19 protein-coding genes and 1 pseudogene are annotated in these 18,448 nt (G+C 65.5%); 9 read left to right on the top strand and 11 right to left on the bottom strand.

What is annotated here, in order from left to right:
• The first annotated feature begins 124 nt into the window (after positions 1-124).
• Together SLQ30_RS12890 and SLQ30_RS12885 are read left to right on the top strand one after the other, a co-directional pair.
• On the top strand, positions 125-1,192 hold the full coding sequence (locus SLQ30_RS12890; protein ID WP_413468023.1) for a M23 family metallopeptidase: 1,068 nt from the start codon (positions 125-127) through the stop codon (positions 1,190-1,192).
• A 63-nt stretch (positions 1,193-1,255) separates the two neighbouring features.
• Positions 1,256-1,798, top strand: coding sequence for a hypothetical protein (locus SLQ30_RS12885; protein ID WP_319446680.1), 543 nt, complete (start codon positions 1,256-1,258; stop codon positions 1,796-1,798).
• An 18-nt stretch (positions 1,799-1,816) separates the two neighbouring features.
• Here SLQ30_RS12885 and pcrA read toward each other — a convergent pair whose 3' ends face one another.
• Positions 1,817-4,129, bottom strand: coding sequence for a DNA helicase PcrA (gene pcrA, locus SLQ30_RS12880; protein ID WP_319446679.1), 2,313 nt, complete (start codon positions 4,127-4,129; stop codon positions 1,817-1,819).
• A 284-nt stretch (positions 4,130-4,413) separates the two neighbouring features.
• Between pcrA and SLQ30_RS12875 the strand changes: the two genes are divergently transcribed.
• Complete coding sequence (locus tag SLQ30_RS12875) at positions 4,414-4,677, top strand: chorismate mutase (RefSeq protein WP_319446678.1); 264 nt, start codon at positions 4,414-4,416, stop codon at positions 4,675-4,677.
• Between the two features lie 18 nt (positions 4,678-4,695).
• On the opposite strand, the gene modA is transcribed toward SLQ30_RS12875, so the two are convergent.
• The 3 genes from modA to SLQ30_RS12860 all read right to left on the bottom strand — a co-directional run bounded on the left by modA (position 4,696) and on the right by SLQ30_RS12860 (position 7,412).
• The gene (gene modA / locus SLQ30_RS12870) at positions 4,696-5,496 is read right to left on the bottom strand and encodes a molybdate ABC transporter substrate-binding protein (RefSeq protein ID WP_319446677.1); all 801 of its coding nucleotides are present in this window, start codon (positions 5,494-5,496) and stop codon (positions 4,696-4,698) included.
• Entirely contained in the window at positions 5,493-5,900 is a 408-nt protein-coding gene (locus SLQ30_RS12865; RefSeq protein WP_319446676.1) for a helix-turn-helix transcriptional regulator, read from the bottom strand. Before SLQ30_RS12865 ends, modA begins: the two co-directional genes overlap by 4 nt.
• A 63-nt stretch (positions 5,901-5,963) precedes the next feature.
• Entirely contained in the window at positions 5,964-7,412 is a 1,449-nt protein-coding gene (locus SLQ30_RS12860; RefSeq protein ID WP_319446675.1) for an NAD-dependent succinate-semialdehyde dehydrogenase, read from the bottom strand.
• A gap of 49 nt (positions 7,413-7,461) precedes the next feature.
• Here SLQ30_RS12860 and pgi point away from each other — a divergent pair, with 49 nt between their 5' ends.
• On the top strand, positions 7,462-9,129 hold the full coding sequence (gene pgi / locus SLQ30_RS12855) for a glucose-6-phosphate isomerase (RefSeq protein WP_319446674.1): 1,668 nt from the start codon (positions 7,462-7,464) through the stop codon (positions 9,127-9,129).
• Here pgi and SLQ30_RS12850 read toward each other — a convergent pair.
• Positions 9,126-9,512: a MerR family transcriptional regulator gene (locus SLQ30_RS12850; RefSeq protein ID WP_319446673.1), complete on the bottom strand. Its 387-nt coding sequence runs from the start codon at positions 9,510-9,512 to the stop codon at positions 9,126-9,128. The genes pgi and SLQ30_RS12850 overlap by 4 nt on opposite strands.
• 47 nt (positions 9,513-9,559) lie before the next feature.
• On the opposite strand from SLQ30_RS12850, the gene SLQ30_RS12845 reads away from it, so the two are divergent.
• A complete protein-coding gene (locus tag SLQ30_RS12845; protein WP_319446672.1) occupies positions 9,560-10,480 on the top strand; it encodes an MBL fold metallo-hydrolase in 921 nt (306 codons plus the stop codon).
• A gap of 14 nt (positions 10,481-10,494) precedes the next feature.
• On the opposite strand, the gene SLQ30_RS12840 is transcribed toward SLQ30_RS12845, so the two are convergent.
• Positions 10,495-11,244 carry an SDR family oxidoreductase gene (locus tag SLQ30_RS12840; RefSeq protein WP_319446671.1) on the bottom strand — a complete coding sequence of 250 codons (750 nt, stop codon included), beginning with the start codon at positions 11,242-11,244 and terminating at the stop codon, positions 10,495-10,497.
• Between the two features lie 69 nt (positions 11,245-11,313).
• On the opposite strand from SLQ30_RS12840, the gene SLQ30_RS12835 reads away from it, so the two are divergent.
• Positions 11,314-11,877 carry a chorismate mutase gene (locus SLQ30_RS12835; protein ID WP_319446670.1) on the top strand — a complete coding sequence of 188 codons (564 nt, stop codon included), beginning with the start codon at positions 11,314-11,316 and terminating at the stop codon, positions 11,875-11,877.
• Here the strand turns inward: SLQ30_RS12835 and SLQ30_RS12830 are convergent, their stop codons facing one another.
• Together SLQ30_RS12830 and SLQ30_RS12825 are read right to left on the bottom strand one after the other, a co-directional pair.
• Positions 11,878-12,351, bottom strand: coding sequence for a zinc finger domain-containing protein (locus SLQ30_RS12830; RefSeq protein WP_319446924.1), 474 nt, complete (start codon positions 12,349-12,351; stop codon positions 11,878-11,880).
• Between the two features lie 147 nt (positions 12,352-12,498).
• Positions 12,499-12,741: pseudogene (locus SLQ30_RS12825) on the bottom strand (DNA-formamidopyrimidine glycosylase family protein); the annotation flags it as partial.
• A 92-nt stretch (positions 12,742-12,833) separates the two neighbouring features.
• Between SLQ30_RS12825 and SLQ30_RS12820 the strand changes: the two are divergent.
• Complete coding sequence (locus SLQ30_RS12820) at positions 12,834-13,352, top strand: DUF4232 domain-containing protein (protein ID WP_319446669.1); 519 nt, start codon at positions 12,834-12,836, stop codon at positions 13,350-13,352.
• A 19-nt stretch (positions 13,353-13,371) separates the two neighbouring features.
• Complete coding sequence (locus tag SLQ30_RS12815; RefSeq protein ID WP_319446668.1) at positions 13,372-14,220, top strand: NHL repeat-containing protein; 849 nt, start codon at positions 13,372-13,374, stop codon at positions 14,218-14,220.
• Here the strand turns inward: SLQ30_RS12815 and SLQ30_RS12810 are convergent.
• Both SLQ30_RS12810 and SLQ30_RS12805 read right to left on the bottom strand, forming a co-directional pair.
• Positions 14,217-14,621, bottom strand: a complete 405-nt coding sequence (locus tag SLQ30_RS12810; RefSeq protein WP_319446667.1) for a phage holin family protein — start codon at positions 14,619-14,621, stop codon at positions 14,217-14,219. The genes SLQ30_RS12815 and SLQ30_RS12810 overlap by 4 nt on opposite strands.
• 20 nt (positions 14,622-14,641) lie before the next feature.
• Positions 14,642-16,297 (bottom strand): GMC oxidoreductase, encoded by a 1,656-nt coding sequence (locus tag SLQ30_RS12805; protein ID WP_319446666.1) that lies wholly within the window; start codon positions 16,295-16,297, stop codon positions 14,642-14,644.
• 266 nt (positions 16,298-16,563) lie between these two features.
• Here SLQ30_RS12805 and SLQ30_RS12800 point away from each other — a divergent pair, with 266 nt between their 5' ends.
• Entirely contained in the window at positions 16,564-17,739 is a 1,176-nt protein-coding gene (locus SLQ30_RS12800) for an alkane 1-monooxygenase (protein ID WP_319446665.1), read from the top strand.
• Here the strand turns inward: SLQ30_RS12800 and cobF are convergent.
• Positions 17,690-18,448, bottom strand: coding sequence for a precorrin-6A synthase (deacetylating) (gene cobF / locus SLQ30_RS12795; protein ID WP_319446664.1), 759 nt, complete (start codon positions 18,446-18,448; stop codon positions 17,690-17,692). The two genes, SLQ30_RS12800 and cobF, sit on opposite strands and share 50 nt — an antisense overlap.

Genomic DNA, 18,448 nt, shown 5'->3' with positions numbered 1-18,448 from the left:
AATGCAGTGATACAGATCACAATCGATGACGGAATCAATCTACGGGTTGCCACCTTCATTGGAATTTGGTTAACGTGCCTGTGGTCCAGATAACGGTCAGGTCACGACGAGAAGGACATTTCGGTTGGCATCGCATAGTTCGTCAAGGTCTCCGCGAGGAGCTTCGGCGAACTTGAGGCCCCCGGAATACGACCTCGAGACCACCGACATCATCCCGTTCAACGAGTTCGGTGATCTCTCCGATTTGGATGATGACCTGGACTTCTCCAACAGTTCCGCGTTCGATCGCGAATCCCGCGTCATCCGCGCCCCCGAGCTGGACGACTGCCATCACACCGACGACCTGATCCCGCTGCGGCTTGCCGTCCCGTCGGAGTTCCGGTCGCAGTCGGGTGACGAGCGCCGCCCCCGCGCCTACCGCGACAGCCACACCGACGTCAGCGACGGCGTCGCAGCCACCGACATCATCGACATCAGCCGCGGCGGCTCACATCGCAAGCTCGACGACGGCCACGTCAAGGGTCGCTTGGTGGCCGCTGCCATGGCCGTGGGTGCCACGGCTGCCGCGGGCTACTCGATGGCCACCGCCACCAACACTCCTACCGCCGACGCCATGGTCGCCGCGGGCCCCAACGCGTTCGTCGACGGAAGCAACATCAGCGGCTCGGTCGACGGTATGCAGATCGTCTCGATCGCTCCTGCCGCGGACTTCAGCGTGCACACCGAGGAGGCCGCGAACGGGGCCGCCTTCGCCGCGGAACGCGCCGAGCGCGAGGCGCGCCAAATGCGTCCGCAGTTCGTCTTCCCGACCAAGGGCGTGTGGACATCGGGCTTCGGCTACCGCTGGGGCGTCCTACATGCCGGCATCGACATCGCCAATTCCATCGGCACACCGATCTACGCCGTCGCCGACGGCGTGGTCACCGACGCGGGCCTTACCGCGGGCTATGGCGCCTGGGTCAAGATCCGGCACTCCGATGGCAACGTCTCGCTGTACGGCCACATCAACACGTGGCTGGTCAGCCCCGGCGAGCGAGTGATGGCTGGCGACCAGATCGCCACCATCGGCAACCGCGGCTACTCCACCGGACCGCACTGCCACTTCTCAATCCTGCGCAACGGCACCGACTACATCGACCCGGTCCCGTGGCTCGCGCAGCGAGGGCTCAGCCCGGGCAAGTACGTCGGCTGATAGTTGACCTCCGGCTCAACTCCTGACCAGCCCGATCTGACCCAACGGATACCCGAAACAGCTGTGCCCACTCCGAGCCCTCTCCCCGAGGACGATTCGGAGCCCAAGACCAGCATCATTCGCCGACAGCCCACGGGATCGTTTCCTGCGCTCGCCGAGCCCACCCCGGAAGATGCCCCAACCAGCTACCTACCCCGGATCGACCCGAAGGCCGTTCGCTCATCGGCACGAGCCGTCGCCCGCCCCAGCCCCTGGGCAGCGTCGGCCACCGCTGCGGTCAGCATCATCAGCGGCTGGGCCACCGCCGTCATCGCGACCTCGTTGATATCCGGATGGTGGCGAACCGACCAACTATTCTGCGTGGCAATAGGATTCCTCGCCGCGGTGTCGGCGGCCGCCAGCATCGGCGGCTTGATCACGCTGCTGTTGCGCGGACGGATCGGGCGCGTACTGATCGTGGTCGGCGCCATCGTTGCGGTGATGATCTTCGCCGGGCTCTTGGTGGCGGGCGCCAAGTTGCCGCCCATCGTCTACGCCATTCCCGCCCTGCCCGTGGCAAGCGTGGTGCTCGCGCTACTGCCCGCGACCGGACGCTGGTGCCGCTGAACGCCTTTCGGCCAACACTCAGAGCTTTTGAATGGGCGCGTGGTTGTGCATCAGCTTGACCCTGCCCGCGCTACCGAAGTCGATGAGCGACATGGCGGATTCGCCGACCCCTGAGACCTCTTCGACACGGCCGAGCCCGTACTTGTCGTGGGTGACGCGGTCGCCGGGTTCCAGCGTGATCACCGGCCGGTTCCGCGCAGCCGACGTGCGGGCGGGTGACGGCCGCGGGGTGCCGTACCGTCCCGCGTTGCCGATCGGAGCGCTGAAACCCGAGACAGGCGCATCCGTGCGTCGCCAGTCGATGAGCTCCTCCGGAATCTCCCGCAGGAACCGCGATTCCGGATTGAGCATGGGCTGGCCCCACGACGACCGGACCTTGGCCCGACTCAGGTAAAGCCGGTGCCTTGCCCGAGTGATGCCGACGTACGCGAGCCGCCGCTCCTCGGACAGTTCCGTCGGATCGCCGAGCGCCCGCATGTGGGGAAACATGCCGTCCTCCCACCCCGTCACGAAGACCACGGGGAACTCCAGCCCCTTCGCGGTGTGCAACGTCATCATCGTCACCACGCCTGCGCCGTGCTCGGGCACTTCGTCGGCGTCGGCGACCAGCGACACCCGCTCGAGGAATGAGGCCAGTGCTCCGGTGTCGGGAATGTCCTCGTCCAGCACCTCGTCGGACTCTTCGCGCAGCGCAGCGGCATTGGCCAAATCGATGCTGAATTCGTGTGCGACGCTGACCAATTCATTGAGGTTGTCGAGGCGGGCCAGATCTTGGGGATCGCTTGATGATTCAAGCTCACGCCGGTATCCCGTGCGGTCGAGCACGGCTTCGACGAGATCACCCAACTCGTCGCCGAGCAGGCCCCGCAGTCCGTCGAGCAGTTCGACGAAGCTCGCGATCGCCTTCTCCGAGCGGGTGTTGAGCATCGGCACGCGCCCCTCGGCCGCCGCCTGCAGCGCGTCGTTGAAGCTGGCGCCGGTGTTCTCGGCGTACACCGCCACACATGCTTCGGCACGGTCGCCGATGCCACGCCGGGGAGTGTTGAGGATGCGCCGCATGCTCACCGCGTCGCCGGGGTTGTCCAGCACGCGCAGATAGGCGACGATGTCGCGAATCTCCTTGCGCTCGTAGAACCGAACGCCACCGACGACCTTGTACGGGATGCCCGCACGAATGAAGACCTCTTCGACCGCGCGTGATGAGTTGTTGGTGCGGTAGAAGACCGCGACGTCGTTGTAGTTGATGTCGCCGCGATCGGCGAGCTGGTCGACCTCGCCTGCGATGAACCGGGCTTCGTCGTGCTCGTTGTCGGCGACGTATCCGACGATGAGCTCGCCGCTGCCGGCGTCGGTCCACAGCCGCTTTTCGCGGCGCCCGGTGTTGCGGGAGATGACGGAGTTGGCGGCCGAGAGGATGTTCTGCGTGGAGCGGTAATTCTGCTCCAGCAGAATGGTTCTCGCGTTCGGGTAGTCGCGTTCGAAGTCCTCGATATTGCGAATGGTGGCGCCGCGGAACGCGTAGATGGACTGGTCGGCGTCGCCCACCACGCAGAGCTCACCCGGTGGCACGTCACCGTCCTGCAGATCGTGGCCGACGAGTTCGCGCACCAACATGTACTGCGCGTGGTTGGTGTCCTGGTACTCGTCGACCAGAATGTGTCGGAAGCGCCGCCGGTAGTACTGCGCGATCTGCGGAAAGGCTTGCAGCACTGCGACTGTCTCACCGATGAGGTCGTCGAAGTCCAGCGCGTTGGCCCCCCGCAGCCTGCGCTGGTACTCGGCGTAGACCTCCGCGACGATGCGCGGCATCTCCTCCTCGGCCTCCGAGGCTTCCGCCGCCGCCTGCTGCGGGTCGATCAGTTCGTTCTTCAGGTTCGAAATCCCGTTGGACAACAACCGCGGCGAGTACCGCTTGGTATCGAGCCCCAGGTCCTTGCCGATCATCATCAGCAGGCGGCGGGAGTCGTCGGCGTCGTAGATCGAGAAGTTGGAGTTCAGCCCCGGCAGTAGTGAGGCCTGGTTGCGCAGGATGCGCACACACGTGGAGTGGAACGTCGAGACCCACATCGACTTGGCGCGCGGGCCGATTAGCTGGACCACGCGCTCGCGCATCTCCGCTGCGGCCTTGTTGGTGAAGGTGATGGCCAGCACCTGACCGACGCCGACGTCGCGGGCGGCCAGCAGGTAGGCGATGCGCCGGGTCAACACCGCCGTCTTGCCCGACCCCGCGCCAGCGACGATCAGCAGCGGCGAGCCTTCGTGCTGCACCGCCTGGCGCTGTTGCTCGTTGAGGCCCTCGAGGAGCTGGTCAGTTTCGGTCGCCATCGTCATATCGGCCTTAAACCTACCGCCGCACAGGGACAACAACGCAGCCAGCCGCGACGTTTCTTCGCGCAGATCTTTGCCTGGATCTTTGCGCGGACGCGACACTTGGTGGCACACTCAGTGAGTGCTCAATCAGCATGGACGATTTTTTTACGGGTACCGGCCAGCGGTGCCCGTGGTCTAGCTGCTTCCCCAGAGCCCCGCGGTCCGCATCCGGATCCGGGGCTCGTTTCTTGTGTGAGGCCCGAAACGGATGAGACCGCAAAAACCCACCCGAAAAGGAGCCCATCATGAGCGTGGAAGCCGAACCCGTGGCTGACATCGACGACCTGCGCCTCGAGATCGACCGACTCGACGCCGAAATCCTTGCCGCGGTCAAGCGCCGTACCGAGGTTTCACAAATCATCGGCAAGGCCAGAATGGCCTCCGGAGGCACGCGGCTGGTGCACAGCCGCGAGATGAAGGTCATCGAGCGCTTCGGCGAACTCGGCCCCGACGGCAAGGATCTCGCGATGCTCCTGCTGCGCATGGGTCGCGGCAGGCTCGGACACTAAAGCGTGTCTACCTGAGCGCTACGGTTTGCCGAACCCGGCCTGGTTCAGCACCTTCTGGCCGGCTTCACCCGTGACGTACTCGACGAACTTGTTCGCCAGGTCCGCATTGCCGGAGTCCTTCAGCGCCGCGATCGGGTAGGTGTTGATCGCCTGAGACGACTCCGGGAAGTCGATGCCGGTGACCTTGCCGCCCGACCCCTCGACGTCGGTGACGTAGACCAAGCCGGCGTCGGCCTGGCCGGTCGACACCTTGCCCAGCACGTCGGTGACCGATGACTCCTCGCTGACCGGGGCCAGCTTGACGCCCGTGGCCTGCTCGATCTTCGTGGCGGCCGAACCGCACGGCACCTGCGGCGCGCACACGACGACGTTCAGCCCCGGCTTCGTCAGATCCTGAAATGTCTTGATGCCCTTCGGGTTACCGGGCGCCACCGCGATCGTCAGGACGTTCGACGCGAAGTTCACCGGGGTACCCGCCACCAGGTTGGCCTGGACGGCCTTGTCCATGTTCTTGGTGTCGGCGGACGCGAACACGTCGGCCTTCGCGCCCTGCGTCAACTGCGTCACCAGATCCGAGGACCCGGCGAAGCTGAATTCCACCGCCGCACCCGGGTTGTCGGTCTTGAACTGCTCGCCGATTTGGGTGAACGACTGCTTGAGCGACGCGGCCGCGAAGACCATCAGGCTCGCGCCCGAGGGGCCCGTCATGGCGGGGGCGGCGCTGCTCGACGACTTCGACGAGTCGGTGGACGACCCGCAGCCGGAAAGCAGCCCGACGGCCAAGAGGCCCGCGGCGAACAAGGTGGAGACGCGTTTCATGACTTTCCTCCAGGGGTTTCGACGATGACGGTGGTGGCCTTCACGACGGCGACGGCGACACTGCCGGGTTCGAGGTGCAGATCCCGCACCGCATCCGTGCTCATCAACGACACGACGGTGAACGGTCCGCACTGCATCTCGACCTGGGCCATCACCTTGTCGGTGGTGACCTTGGTGACGAGACCCGCGAAGCGGTTGCGGGCCGAGCTTGCGACCCCGACAGGATCCTGCGGCACCCGGCCGACGTTGTTGCGTACGAACGCGGCAAGGTCTTGGCCCGCGATGACCTTGCGCCCCGACTCGTCGGGTTCGGCCGTCAACGCTCCGTCGTCGATCCACCGCCGTACGGTGTCGTCGCTGACGCCTAGAAGCTCGGCGGCCTCCCGGATGCGGATCGTCGGCACCGGGGGATCATATCCGCAGAATCGGAGCAGACGGCCCTATTGCTCCGCGGCTGCGCCCCGCGGCTAGTTCGTCAGCGCGATGTACTTGGTGTCGAGGTACTCCTCGATGCCCTCGGAGCCACCCTCGCGACCGAACCCGGATTCCTTGACTCCACCGAAGGGCGCCGCAGGGTCGGAGATCACGCCACGATTCACGCCGACCATGCCGGCCTCGATCGCCTCTGCGACGCGCAGCGCGCGGTCCAGGCCCTGGGTGTAGATGTAGGCCGCGAGCCCGTATTCGGTGTTATTGGCCGCGGCGATGCCCTCTTCCTCGGTGTCGAACCCGATGATCGGCGCGACCGGGCCGAACACCTCCTCCTTGAAGATGCGCGCCGTCGCCGGGACGTCGGCCAGCACGGTCGCCGGATAGAAGTGGCCGGGTCCGTCCGGTGCCACGCCGCCGACGGCGACGGTGGCGCCCTTGGACACCGCATCGGACACCAGATCCTCGACGGTGGCGACCTGCTTGGCGTTGACGAGCGGGCCCAGTGTCGACGCCTTCTCCAGGCCGTTGCCCAGCTTGAACTCGCTCATCCGCTTGACCAGCTTCTCGGTGAACTCCGCACGCACGGCGTTGGCCACGTGGAACCGGTTCGACGCCGTACAGGCCTCGCCGCCGTTGCGCATCTTCGCCAGCAGCGCGCCCTCGACGGCGGCGTCGACATCGGCGTCGTCGAACACGATGAAGGGCGCGTTGCCGCCCAACTCGAGCGACAGCCGCAGCAGCTTGTCGGCGCTCTGCTTGGCCAGCGCCTTGCCCACCCCGGTCGATCCGGTGAACGTCAACTTGCGCAAGCGGCCGTCGTCGATCAGCGCGGTGGTGAGGTCGCCGGGCTTGCTGGTCGGCAGGATCGACAGCACGCCCTTGGGCAGGCCCGCCTCGTCCATCAGCTTGGCCAGCAGCAGCATCGTCAGCGGGGTCTCCTGCGCGGGCTTGATGACCATCGTGCAGCCGGCCGCCATCGCGGGGCCGATCTTGCGAGTACCCATGGCCAGCGGGAAGTTCCACGGCGTGATGGCCAGGCACGGGCCAACCGCGGACTTGGTGACGATGATGCGGCCGGTGCCCGCCGGTGCCTTGGTGTAGCGCCCGCCGATGCGGACGGCCTCCTCGGCGAACCAGCGGAAGAACTCAGCACCGTACTTCACCTCACCCAGGCTCTCGGCGTACACCTTGCCCATTTCCAGGGTCATCAGCGTCGCGAATTCATCAGCGCGGGCGGTGATCGCCTCGAACACCGAGCGCAGGATCTCGCCACGCTCACGCGGCGCGGTGGCGGCCCAGTCGGCCTGCACGGCGGCGGCCGCGTCGAGGGCTGCGATGCCGTCCTCGGGGGTGGCGTTGGCGATGGCGATCAGCACTTCGTCAGTCGCCGGGTTGAGTACGTCGAACGTCGACGAACCCGCGCGCTCCTCACCTCCGATCCACAGCCCGGTGGGGACGGATGACAGGAGCTTTTCGATGTCCATGCATCAATCATTTACTCCTTCGCGCGGGCCGCCGCACTAGGGTCGAGATATGTCTTCCGATGAGGTTTCGATTCCCGACATCTCCGCTACACCGGCGTGGAACGCGTTGGTTCGACACCACGATGAGCTCGGCTCGAAACACCTGCGCGAATTATTCGACGAGGATCCCGCACGGGGCCGGGAGCTCACGCTGACCGTCGGCGATCTCTACGTCGACTACAGCAAGCATCGCGTCACCCGCGAGACACTGAAACTGCTCGTCGACCTCGCGAAGGCGGCCAACCTGGAGACCAAGCGCGACGCCATGTTCTCCGGTGTGCACATCAACACCTCCGAGGACCGCGCGGTGTTGCACACCGCGCTGCGACTGCCGAGGGGCGCCGAATTGGTGGTCGACGGGCAGGACGTCGTGGCCGACGTGCACACGGTGCTGGATGCGATGGGCGACTTCACCGACCGGCTGCGCAGCGGCGAGTGGACGGGGGCGACGGGCAAGCGCATCACGACCGTCGTCAACATCGGCATCGGCGGCTCTGACCTCGGGCCGGTGATGGTGTACCAGGCGCTGCGGCACTATGCAGACGCGGGCATCTCGGCGCGCTTCGTGTCCAACGTCGACCCGGCCGACCTGGTTGCCAAGCTCGACGGGCTTGACCCTGCCACAACGCTTTTCATCATCGCGTCCAAGACGTTCTCAACCCTGGAGACGCTGACGAACGCCACCGCCGCGCGACGCTGGCTGACCGACGTGCTCGGCGACGCCGCGGTGTCCAAGCACTTCGTCGCGGTGTCCACCAACAAGAAGCTCGTCGACGGCTTCGGCATCGACACCGACAACATGTTCGGTTTCTGGGACTGGGTGGGCGGCCGGTATTCGGTGGACTCGGCGATCGGCCTGTCGGTCATGGCGGTCGTCGGCAAGGAGCGGTTCGCCGAATTCCTGGCCGGCTTTCACGTGATCGACGAGCACTTCAAGAACACCCCGCTGGAGGCGAATGCGCCTGTGCTGCTTGGGCTCATCGGACTTTGGTACAACGAGTTCTTCGACGCGCAGGCGCGGGCGGTGCTGCCTTACTCGAACGACCTGACCCGGTTCGCCGCCTACCTGCAGCAGCTGACGATGGAATCCAACGGCAAGTCGGTACGGGCCGACGGCACCGCTGTAACTACCCAAACCGGTGAAATCTATTGGGGCGAAGCGGGAACCAACGGCCAACACGCCTTCTACCAACTGCTGCATCAGGGCACCCGGCTTGTTCCGGCCGACTTCATCGGGTTCTCCCAGCCCACTGACGATCTGCCGACGGCCGACGGCACCGGCAGCATGCACGACCTGCTGATGAGCAATTTCTTCGCGCAGACGCAGGTGTTGGCCTTTGGCAAGACGGCGGAGGAGATCGCCGCCGAAGGCACCCCCGCCGACGTCGTCCCGCACAAGGTGATGCCCGGAAACCGGCCCACTACTTCGATTTTGGCGACCAAGTTGACTCCGTCGGTGGTGGGCCAGCTGATCGCGCTCTACGAGCACCAGGTGTTCACCGAGGGTGTCATCTGGGGTATCGACTCGTTCGATCAGTGGGGGGTGGAGCTCGGGAAAACACAGGCCAAGGCGTTGCTTCCAGTGATCACCGCCGACGCGTCGCCAGCCGAGCAGACCGACAGTTCGACGGATGCCCTGGTGCGCCATTACCGAGCGGAGCGCGGTCGCGAGGCCTAGCGGGGCGGGCCCACCAAGGCCGAGCACTCCGGACACTCGGAGATCAACTCGTGGTGGCAGCCGACGACGTGCGCGAGGAAGTCGTCGGCCAGCTGGATGCGCGCCACCTGCCCGGCGAATTCAGCGCGCTTCGTCTCGATCAGTGCGATTCGACGTTCCCGATCACTGGCCCCGAGCTCACCGATCTCAGCGAGCGACAGGCCCGCGCGCTGGCAGATCTGGATCATCCTGGCCTGGCCGATCGTCTGGTCGTCGTACACGCGGTGGCCCGAACTCAGCCTGGTCGGGCGCAACAAGCCGACGTCCTCCCAGTGCCGGAGCACGTGTGTGGCCACTCCGAGCACCGATGCTGCGTCGCCGATGCGCTGTCCACTCCCGGCCACATTCGCCCCTTTACTTCAGGTCAACCTTAAGTTATAGCTTCGCTCACATGACCGAGCACGTGCAATCACCATCACTGGCCGCCTGCTGCGGCGCACTCGTCGGACTCGCCGCCGGTGCGGTCCGCCCACGCCGCGCCGACCGCCGCTTCCTGGCCTCACTGAACGACGCCGGATTACCGAAGGCTTCGACCACGGTCGGGGTGACGGTGCTCAGACAGGTGCCACAGCCGGTACCGACTGGGCTCGTCGTCGAGGGCCGACGCCGTCCGCGCCGCATCGACAACGCCCTAGCCTCATTCGTCGTGACTCACCCCGAAGCCACGTTCATCGTGGACCCGAGTGTCTGCGTCGACGCCGAAACCCGCGCTGTGGCTCAGCTTCCCACGTTCTTGAGGGTGGCCGTGAGCCCGCCCCGCGACGTGGTGCCGACAGTCACCGCGTTGAAGGAAGCGGCCGTCGAGCTTGATTTCGCCCTTCCGACGCACGCGCACTGGGACCACGTGTGCGGGCTACTCGACCTGCCCGGGTTACCCGTACATCTCCATGCCAGAGAACGTGATTGGGTGATGACGGGCGCGGTCGCACCGGTGGGAGGGGTCCGCGATTCACTGCGCGACCGCCCCACCGTCACCTACGACTTGGACGGCCCACCGGTGCTCACGTTCACCAGCAGCCACGACCTGTTCGGCGACGGCTCGGTCGTACTCGTCGACCTCGGCGGGCACACTCCCGGCAGCGTCGGGGTCCTGTTACACACGCCCGAAGGCTGGATCCTGCTCGCCGGCGACGCCGCGTGGCACACGTACCAGATCGAAGACATCCGCCAAAAGTCAAGCTACCCAGGCGGAATCGCGGACGTCGACCGCGATGGGGCGTTTCGCACACTGCATCGGCTGCATGCCGTCAGGGACCGTGTCACCGTCGTGCCCACTCACGATCACCAAGCCGCCAACGCGCTCCGCGGCTAGCGATTCGTGGAAGGTTAGGCGAAGCGCTTGGTGAACCGCGGCGGCAGCACCTTCATCAGCTCGACCAGCGGCCACCACGGCCACGCGGGGACGACGGCGCGACCCTTCTCCTTCTCGATCGCGTCGACCATCGCCTTGACGCCGGTCTCGTTGTCGACCATCAACATCGTGGAGTTGGACTTGGCGGTCATCTCCGACTCGATGTAGCCAGGCTCGAGCACCGTGATCTTGATGGGTCCGCTCGGGTACTCCGCGCGCAATGACTCCCCCAGCGACGTGACACCCGCCTTGCTGGCGGCATACGCGGCTTTGACCCCCGGCACGCCCTTGTTGCCGAGCACCGAGGACACCAGCACCAGGTGACCTGCGCCCGCCTGTTTGAACATCGCCATCGCGGTCTCGATTTGCACTAGCGCCGCGACCAGATTGGTCTCGAGGGTCGCGATGTTGTGCCACGGCTTGCCGCCGCCCAGCTGGTAACCCTTGCCGATGCCTGCATTGACGATGACGCAGTCGACGCCGCCGAGCTCGTCGCTGAGCTCGGCGAACACCTTGGGTACGGCTTCGTGATCATTGACGTCGAGGGCCGCGACGGCGATGGTGATGCCGGGATGCTTCGCCGTGAGTTCGGCCTTGAGCTCCTCGAGGTTGTCGGTCCGGCGGGCGCACAGCGCGAGGTCGCGGCCCTTGGCGGCGAACTGGCGGGCCATGCCGGCACCCAACCCTGAGCTGGCACCGGTGATGAGGATCTTCTGCCGAGTCATCCGAGCAGAATAGCCAAACTCGACAGATGTCAAGAATCGGCTGCAGTCCGGGTGGGGGATCATTGACCCGTGAGATATTCCGTCCCGTTCGTCATCGGAACCCTGCTGTGCAGCCTGATTGCGGGCGCACCCTCCGCCTACGCCGACGCGCCCAGCCCCCTGTACACCCTGGTGGACACCGCCGCCGCGCGGTTGCAGACCGCCGACCCGGTGGCGGCGTTCAAATGGGTCAAGGGCGGTCCGATCGAGGATGCCCCGCGCGCGCAGCAGGTGCTGAGCGCGGTCGCTACCGACGCGAAGAGCCACGGAATCGACCCAGAACCCGTGCGTACGGCATTCAGGGACCAGATTCGCGCAACGGAGGGCATCGAATACGCCCGCTTCGGACAGTGGAAACTCGATCCGGGCTCCGCGCCGACGACGGCACCCGAGCTCACGGCGTCACGAACGGCCATCGACGGGTACAACCGCACGATCGTGAGCGAGCTTGCATTGCAACAAGATTCGCTCCACGGCCCGGACTGCCTGATTTCCTTGGAGCAGGCCAGGACGGCCGTCGGCACGGACCGGGCGTTCGATCCGCTGTACCGGGAGGCGCTGACGCTGGCGACCCGTTCCTACTGCGGACCGTAATTACTTGAGCAGCTTCGACATCCGTCGGTCGGCCAATACCTTGCCGCCGGTCTGACACGTCGCGCAGTACTGGAATGACTTGTCCGCGAACGAAACCTCGCGCACGATGTCGCCGCACACCGGGCACGGCAGTCCGGTACGGGCATGCACGCGTAGCCCAGACCTCTTCTCACCCTTGAGCGTGGCGGCGCCCTGACCGACCGACCGCGAGACCGCATCGGTCAGCACGGTGATCATCGCGTCGTGCAGTGCCGACAGTTGGACGTCGGCGAGCTTGCCTGCCGTAGCGAACGGCGAGAGCTTGGCGACGTGAAGGATCTCGTCGCTGTAGGCGTTGCCGATGCCTGCGATGACCTTCTGATCCGTAATGACGGTCTTGATCCGGCCGCTGTTGCCCTTCAATGCGGCGGCCAGCCCCTCGGGATCCAGCGACAGCGCATCGGGGCCCAGCGCGGCGATCTGCGGCACCTTCATGGGGTCGTCGACCAGCCACACTGCCAGTCGCTTCTGGGTACCAGCCTCGGTGAGGTCGAAACCCGGTGCCTCGCCGGGTGTTCCGAGATGTACCCGCAGGGCGATGGGCCCCTTTCCGGGCTTGAGCGGCGCGGCGGCCAGCTTGTCCGACCAACGCAGCCACCCGGCCCTGGACAGGTGGGTGATGAGGTGCAGCTCGCCGACCTGGAGCCCGAGGTACTTCGCCCAGCGGTTCGCGCCGGTGACGGTTTGTCCGTGCAGCGCGGTAGTGGGCGGGTCGAACGTCTTGAGCACCGAGAGCGCGGAGACGTCGACCCGTCCAACGGTAAGGCCCACCGCGTGCCGACGGAGGTGGTCGGCCAACGCTTCTACCTCGGGTAGTTCTGGCATGCGTCCAGTCTGCCGATCCGAGCGCGCACGTGTCCACAAACAGGCCGAGACCCCAAGAATCCGCCAAGGCTGCCGGGGCAAGCTCTTCGACCATGCACAAGCTCGTACTGGTCGCCGCGGCGATCATCGCGGCGACGCTCACCATGCCTGCAGCGGCCCACGCCAGCCCCATTTCACCGTGCTCATCGGGCCAGGTGCAGATAAGCGACGCGTGGGGCCAAGGTGCGTCCGGGCACTACGCGGTGTACCTGGAGTTCAGCCTGGCTCCCGGAGCCGCGTCCTGCACGCTGACGGGGTACCCAGGCGTCGATCAGACGGGCCCGAATGCGCCGGTGCTGCACGCCGAACGCACCCCGTCGGGCTTCTTCCCGAGCGGGCTGCCGAGAGGTACCGAAACCCCTCCCACGCTTGTGGTGTCATCGTGGCAGCCGACGTATGCGCTGGTGGAGGGCCGTGCCGTCGACGAGCAGGGCAATGACTGTCCGAAGTACGACCAACTCCACGTGACGGCGCCCGACACCACCGAAACGGTCACTCTCCCAACAGCTGTGGGTTGCGTGCTCCAGATCCATCCCGTCGGCTCGGGCGCACCCCGTCCGGCTACCCACTGATTCAGAAAGCACGTTGACGATGAACCGACTGATCCTCAGATTCGCCCTCCTTGCCGCATTAGCCGCCGGCCTAGCCGGATGCAGCACCCCGCGCGCAACCCCGCCTGCGGTCCGGCAAACCGTGGTTCCGTTCACCGGGCTGGTGAATCCCCAGGGCGTGGCAGTGGACAACGCGGGCGACGTGTACGTCGTCGACTACGACGGCGGTTCGCATCTTGCCGGCTCGCGTCTGGTGAAGTTCGCGGGAGGCTCGACCTTGGTGGTGCAGGTGAATGGCGTCGACCGGCCCGGCAGTATCGCCGTCGACGACGCAGGGAGCGTCTACGTGGTCGACAACCCCAATCGTCGGGTGTTGGAGTTGGCGGCGGGGTCCGCTACCCAGACCGTGCTGCCGTTCACCGACCTCAACGAGCCTGGGAGCATCGCGGTCGACGGCGCAGGCAACGTCTTCGTCGCCGACGGCGACACCGTCGTGAAGCTGACAACGGGCTCGAACGTCCAAACGACGTTGCCCCTAACGGGTTTGAAGAACATCTGGGCAATCGCGGTCGACTCCGCAGGCAACGTGTACGCCAACGACCACGGCGCCAAGGTGGTGAAGTTGGCGGCCGGCTCCAACACCCAGACGACGCTGCCCGTCACCGGACTCGACACTCCCACCGGCTTGGCAGCGGACACCGCAGGCAACGTCTACGTCGTCGACCGCAACCACGATCGCGTCGTCGAACTGGCGGCCGGCTCCGACACCCAGACCGTGCTGCCGGTCACCGGGCTCCGCACTCCGGCCGACATCGCGGTGGACGCCGCGGGCAACGTCTACGTCTCCGACCAAGAACAGCAACAGGTCGTGAAGTTGGCGGCCGGCTAGCGGGCGCTGCGCTTTTCGTCGGGCAGCAGCAGCGACAGCAGCCAGCTGACGACGGACAGCACCAGCGCCGCCCAGATCGCCGACCACCAGAAGTCGCTGACGTGCAGTCCCCAACCCGTCGTGGTGTCCGTGATCCACGACGTGATCCACAGCATCAACGCGTTGATGACGATGTGGATCAGCCCCAGGGTCAGGATGTACAGCGGTATCGCGACGAACTGCACGATCGGCTTGATGAACGCGTTGACCACGCCGAAGATCAGCGCGACCACGAAGATGATGCCGACGCGCTTGAGCAGGTCACCTTCCCCGCCGACGAAGTAGATGCTGCGCGGAAGGATCAGCGTCACGATCCAGAGCGCGATGCCGGTGAACCCGGCGCGAACGAGAAATTGCCCCATCCGCCAGATCATGCCAGGGACTACAGGACGGTTTGCAGCTTCCCGTCGTCGAAGCTTCTGCGCCCTTGAAGAATGCCCTCGATATTGCGCTCGGCCACGGCGGTGATCGTCATGAACGGATTGCAGCCGACGTAGCCCGGGATCTGCGAAGCGTCGTTGACGTACAGGTTGTCGTATCCGTGCACGCGTCCGTAGCCGTCTGTCGCCCGGCCCCGAACACACCCGCCCAGCGGGTGGACGGTGTTGGGCGCGAACACTTCTCCGGAGAAGATGTCGTCGCGGTAGTCGACGTCGTTGGCCTGCACCACTCGGTCGAAAACGGTCCTGGCGCGCTCGCGGAGGTGCTCGGTGTGCCCCTCCGGCCACTGGATCGCAACCGAGTCCGAAGTGGCGTCGTAGGTGATGTCGGCGCGATCGCCCGTCTTGACCATGACGTAGTACCCGAGGGCATAGGTCTCGACCGGTAGCGGTATCGAGAACATGCTGGCATACACGGGGTTGTCGGGATCGTCTCGACCGTCGAGATTGATCATGCCCATCAGTGACTGCTGAGTACCGGCGGGATCGGCGTCACCCAGCCTGTGCGCGACCATGACGTCACCGTTGTTGCCGTATCCGCGGCCGATCTCGGGGCTCAGGTCGGGCAACGCCCCCGTGTCACGGGCGCGCAGTAAAATCCCGGTGGTACCGAGCACGCCTGCGCTGAGAAACAGCTGGCCACAACCGATCTCGTTGCGGTTGAGCTCCTTGCCCCAGCGATCGATCTGCCGGGTGGACACCACGAACTCGCCCGACCGCTCGCGTCGGATCGCGGTCACCTCCGTGAGCGCCTGGAGGTGGACCTTGCCGGTGGCGAGCGCGGACGCGATGTACGTCTGATCGACGCTGCCGAACCGGCCGTAGTTGTTGCCGTACTGCTGCTCGAAATCCAAAGCCGAGCGCGGAACCGTGCCCGCCTCTTCTTGTTTCATGTAGTCGAAGCTGTAGGCACTGCCGTTGTAGTCCACCGGGTAGCCGGCCGCGGCCGCGTACTTGCGCCCCACTCGGGCGTATTGGTAGTACGGCGTGCGCTCGAACCAATCCATGTCGCGGTAGTTGACACGCAGCGCCGCCTTGGCGCGTTCGGTGTAAATCTGCAGGAATTGCGCCACACCGATGTCGGGAAAGCTCTCTTGAATCTGGGCAGGGGTCGGGATCGCGGCGATCGCGGCGTTGACCATCGACCCCCCGCCTACCCCGATGCCGCGGAAGACGTTGTGTGCACCGTGTACCGACTTGTCGCAGATTCCGGCCTGGATCGGCTGGGGTGACGGCGCGTTCTTCGCGATCTCCTCGATGGACACCCCCTGGAACGACGTGACCAGGCTGGGCGGCACCTCGGCGAACCAACCCGCGCGGGTATCGCCGGGCAGCATTCGGGAGAACCGCTTGCCGTCGGCGTCCGGCGTGTCCCAGAGCCTGCCCTTCTCGAGGATCAGCGTCTCGACCCCGGCTTGTCCAAGCCGAAGTGCAGACACCCCGCCGCCGTAACCGCTGCCCACGACGATGGCCGGGTAGTACGGCCGGTCGGGCCGGGGGTTTCGGGAGGCCAGTTCGACCAGAATCCCGCCTCCCACGGCGCTCGCAGCTACCCCGGCAGCGGCGCCGAGGAAGCGTCTCCTTGAGATGGTCGGCACTTGATCCCCCTCCAGGCGAAGCAACGTTAATTAACTAAAATCGAACTTACAGGTACGTTAATACAATTGACGTGCGCGCTCACACCTTGACACCACACCTTGATGAGCAGCATTTTGCGACCCTTTAACTGTGGATATTTAGTATGACGAGCAATTTCTGGCTTGAAGACGATGTTCGATGACCTCCAGGTTGAAAGAACGTTACCAAAGCTTTATAGTTTGCGGAAGTTGTCCTAGCAATCTCGAAATCGAACGTGGAAACGGCGATGAGAACAGACTGGCAAAACACCCGCACAGCGGCCCGCCAAGCGGACGCGGGGTGGCGGGACTCCAAGAAGTACCTGTGGGTCTTGGGTGCCGTAGTACCGGCGCTCGTCTTCGAATCGTGGTTCCTGGTCCAGGTGACGGGGTTCAGCGCGTTCTGGTGGTTTGGCCCGATGCTGGCCTTCGTGGTGATTCCGGTGCTCGACCACGTCGTCGGGGCGGATGCGGAGAATCCCCCCGACCGAGCGCTGACTTGGTTGGAGTCCGACCGCTTCTACCGCTGGATCACCTACCTCTACCTGCCCAGTCAGTACCTATCTCTGGTGTTCGCCTGCTGGCTCTGGGCGGGCGGCGGCTGGGTAGCGATGGCCACGGTCGACAAAACCGGCCTGATGGCGACGGTCGGCATCATCGGCGGGGTATCCATCTCCGCGGCCCATGAATTGGGGCACAGACGCGCCAAGCTGGAGCGCAGACTCAGCAAGATGGCGCTGGCGCAGACCTGCTACGGCCATTTCTTCGTCGAACACAATCGGGGCCACCACGCGCGCGTCGCGACCCCCGAGGATCCGGCCAGCTCCCGCTTCGGCGAGAGCCTCTACCGCTTCATCCCACGGTCAGTGGCGGGCGGCGTCCGGTCGGCATGGCACATCGAGAGCACTCGGTTCGCACGAATAGGCAAGTCGCGCTGGAGTTTCCGCAACGACGTGCTCAACTCATGGATCATGAGTGCGGCGCTCTTCGCCGTGCTCTCCATGTGGTTCGGTCCTACGGTGCTGCCCTGGTTGGTGGGCCAGGCCATCATTGGCTTCTGCATATTGGAGACCGTCAACTACCTCGAGCACTACGGACTACGCCGGCAGAAAACGGCCGACGGACGGTACGAACGCGTTGGCGCCGCCCACAGTTGGAACAGCAACACCGTCGTCGCCAACGTCGTGCTCTTCCATCTACAGCGACACTCCGACCACCACGCCCATCCGATCCGCCGCTTCCAGGCGCTCCGTCATTGGGACGACGCACCGCAACTGCCCACTGGCTACACCACGATGATGCTGCTGGCGCTGGTCCCTCCACTCTGGCGACGGGTAATGGACTGGCGGGTGCTGGAGCACTACGGCGGCGACATCACCTTGGCGGCCCTGCAGCCGGGAGTCGCAAGAGGTACGTGTCCATGATCCAGCCGTGGCGCTCGCGGGCCTCGGCACGCTCGGTGACGATCCGTTTTCCCACCCCGCCGACGGTGCCTGCAACCAGGAGTTCGTCCGGCGTGCCGAGGTAGGCGCCCCACCAGATGTTGGTGTCGGACGGGCATTCGAGGAATGAGCAGTCCGCGTCGAGCATCACAACGGCCGCCCCCGACAGACCCGTCGCACGCAATCGCCGGCCCGTCGTGATGAGCACCGGCTCGCCAATGTCGTTGAGCGGGATACGGTGTCGGGCCGTAAGCGCCTGGATCGCCGTGATGCCGGGGATCACGTCGTAGCTCACGTCGATGCGTTGCGCGACCAGTTCCAGAATCCGCAACGTGCTGTCGTACAAGGACGGGTCACCCCACGCGAGGAACGCCCCGGTGCCGTCGTCGGGTAGTTCGTCGAGCAGCGCCTGCGCCCAAATATCTGCGCGCGCCGCATGCCAGTCGCTGACGGCCTGGCGATAGTCGCCGTCTTTCGCGCGCTTCGGATCGGCGAGTTCGACGAAGCGGTAGCCCGGTTCGCGGATGAAGCGGGCGCACACCTCGCGACGCAACGCCACCAGGTCGTCCTTCGTGTCCCCCTTGTCCATCGCGAAGAACACCTCGGTGTCATTGAGCGCGGCCACGGCCTGGGCCGTCACATAGTCCGGATCACCCGCTCCGATGCCGATGACGTGAATCAGGCGCGTCAT

The sequence above is a fragment of the Mycobacterium sp. RTGN4 genome (assembly GCF_033804635.1).
GTDB lineage: Bacteria > Actinomycetota > Actinomycetes > Mycobacteriales > Mycobacteriaceae > Mycobacterium.
The sequence above is the reverse complement of the archived record's forward strand: the minus strand, read 5'-3'. Positions and strand labels throughout refer to the sequence as shown.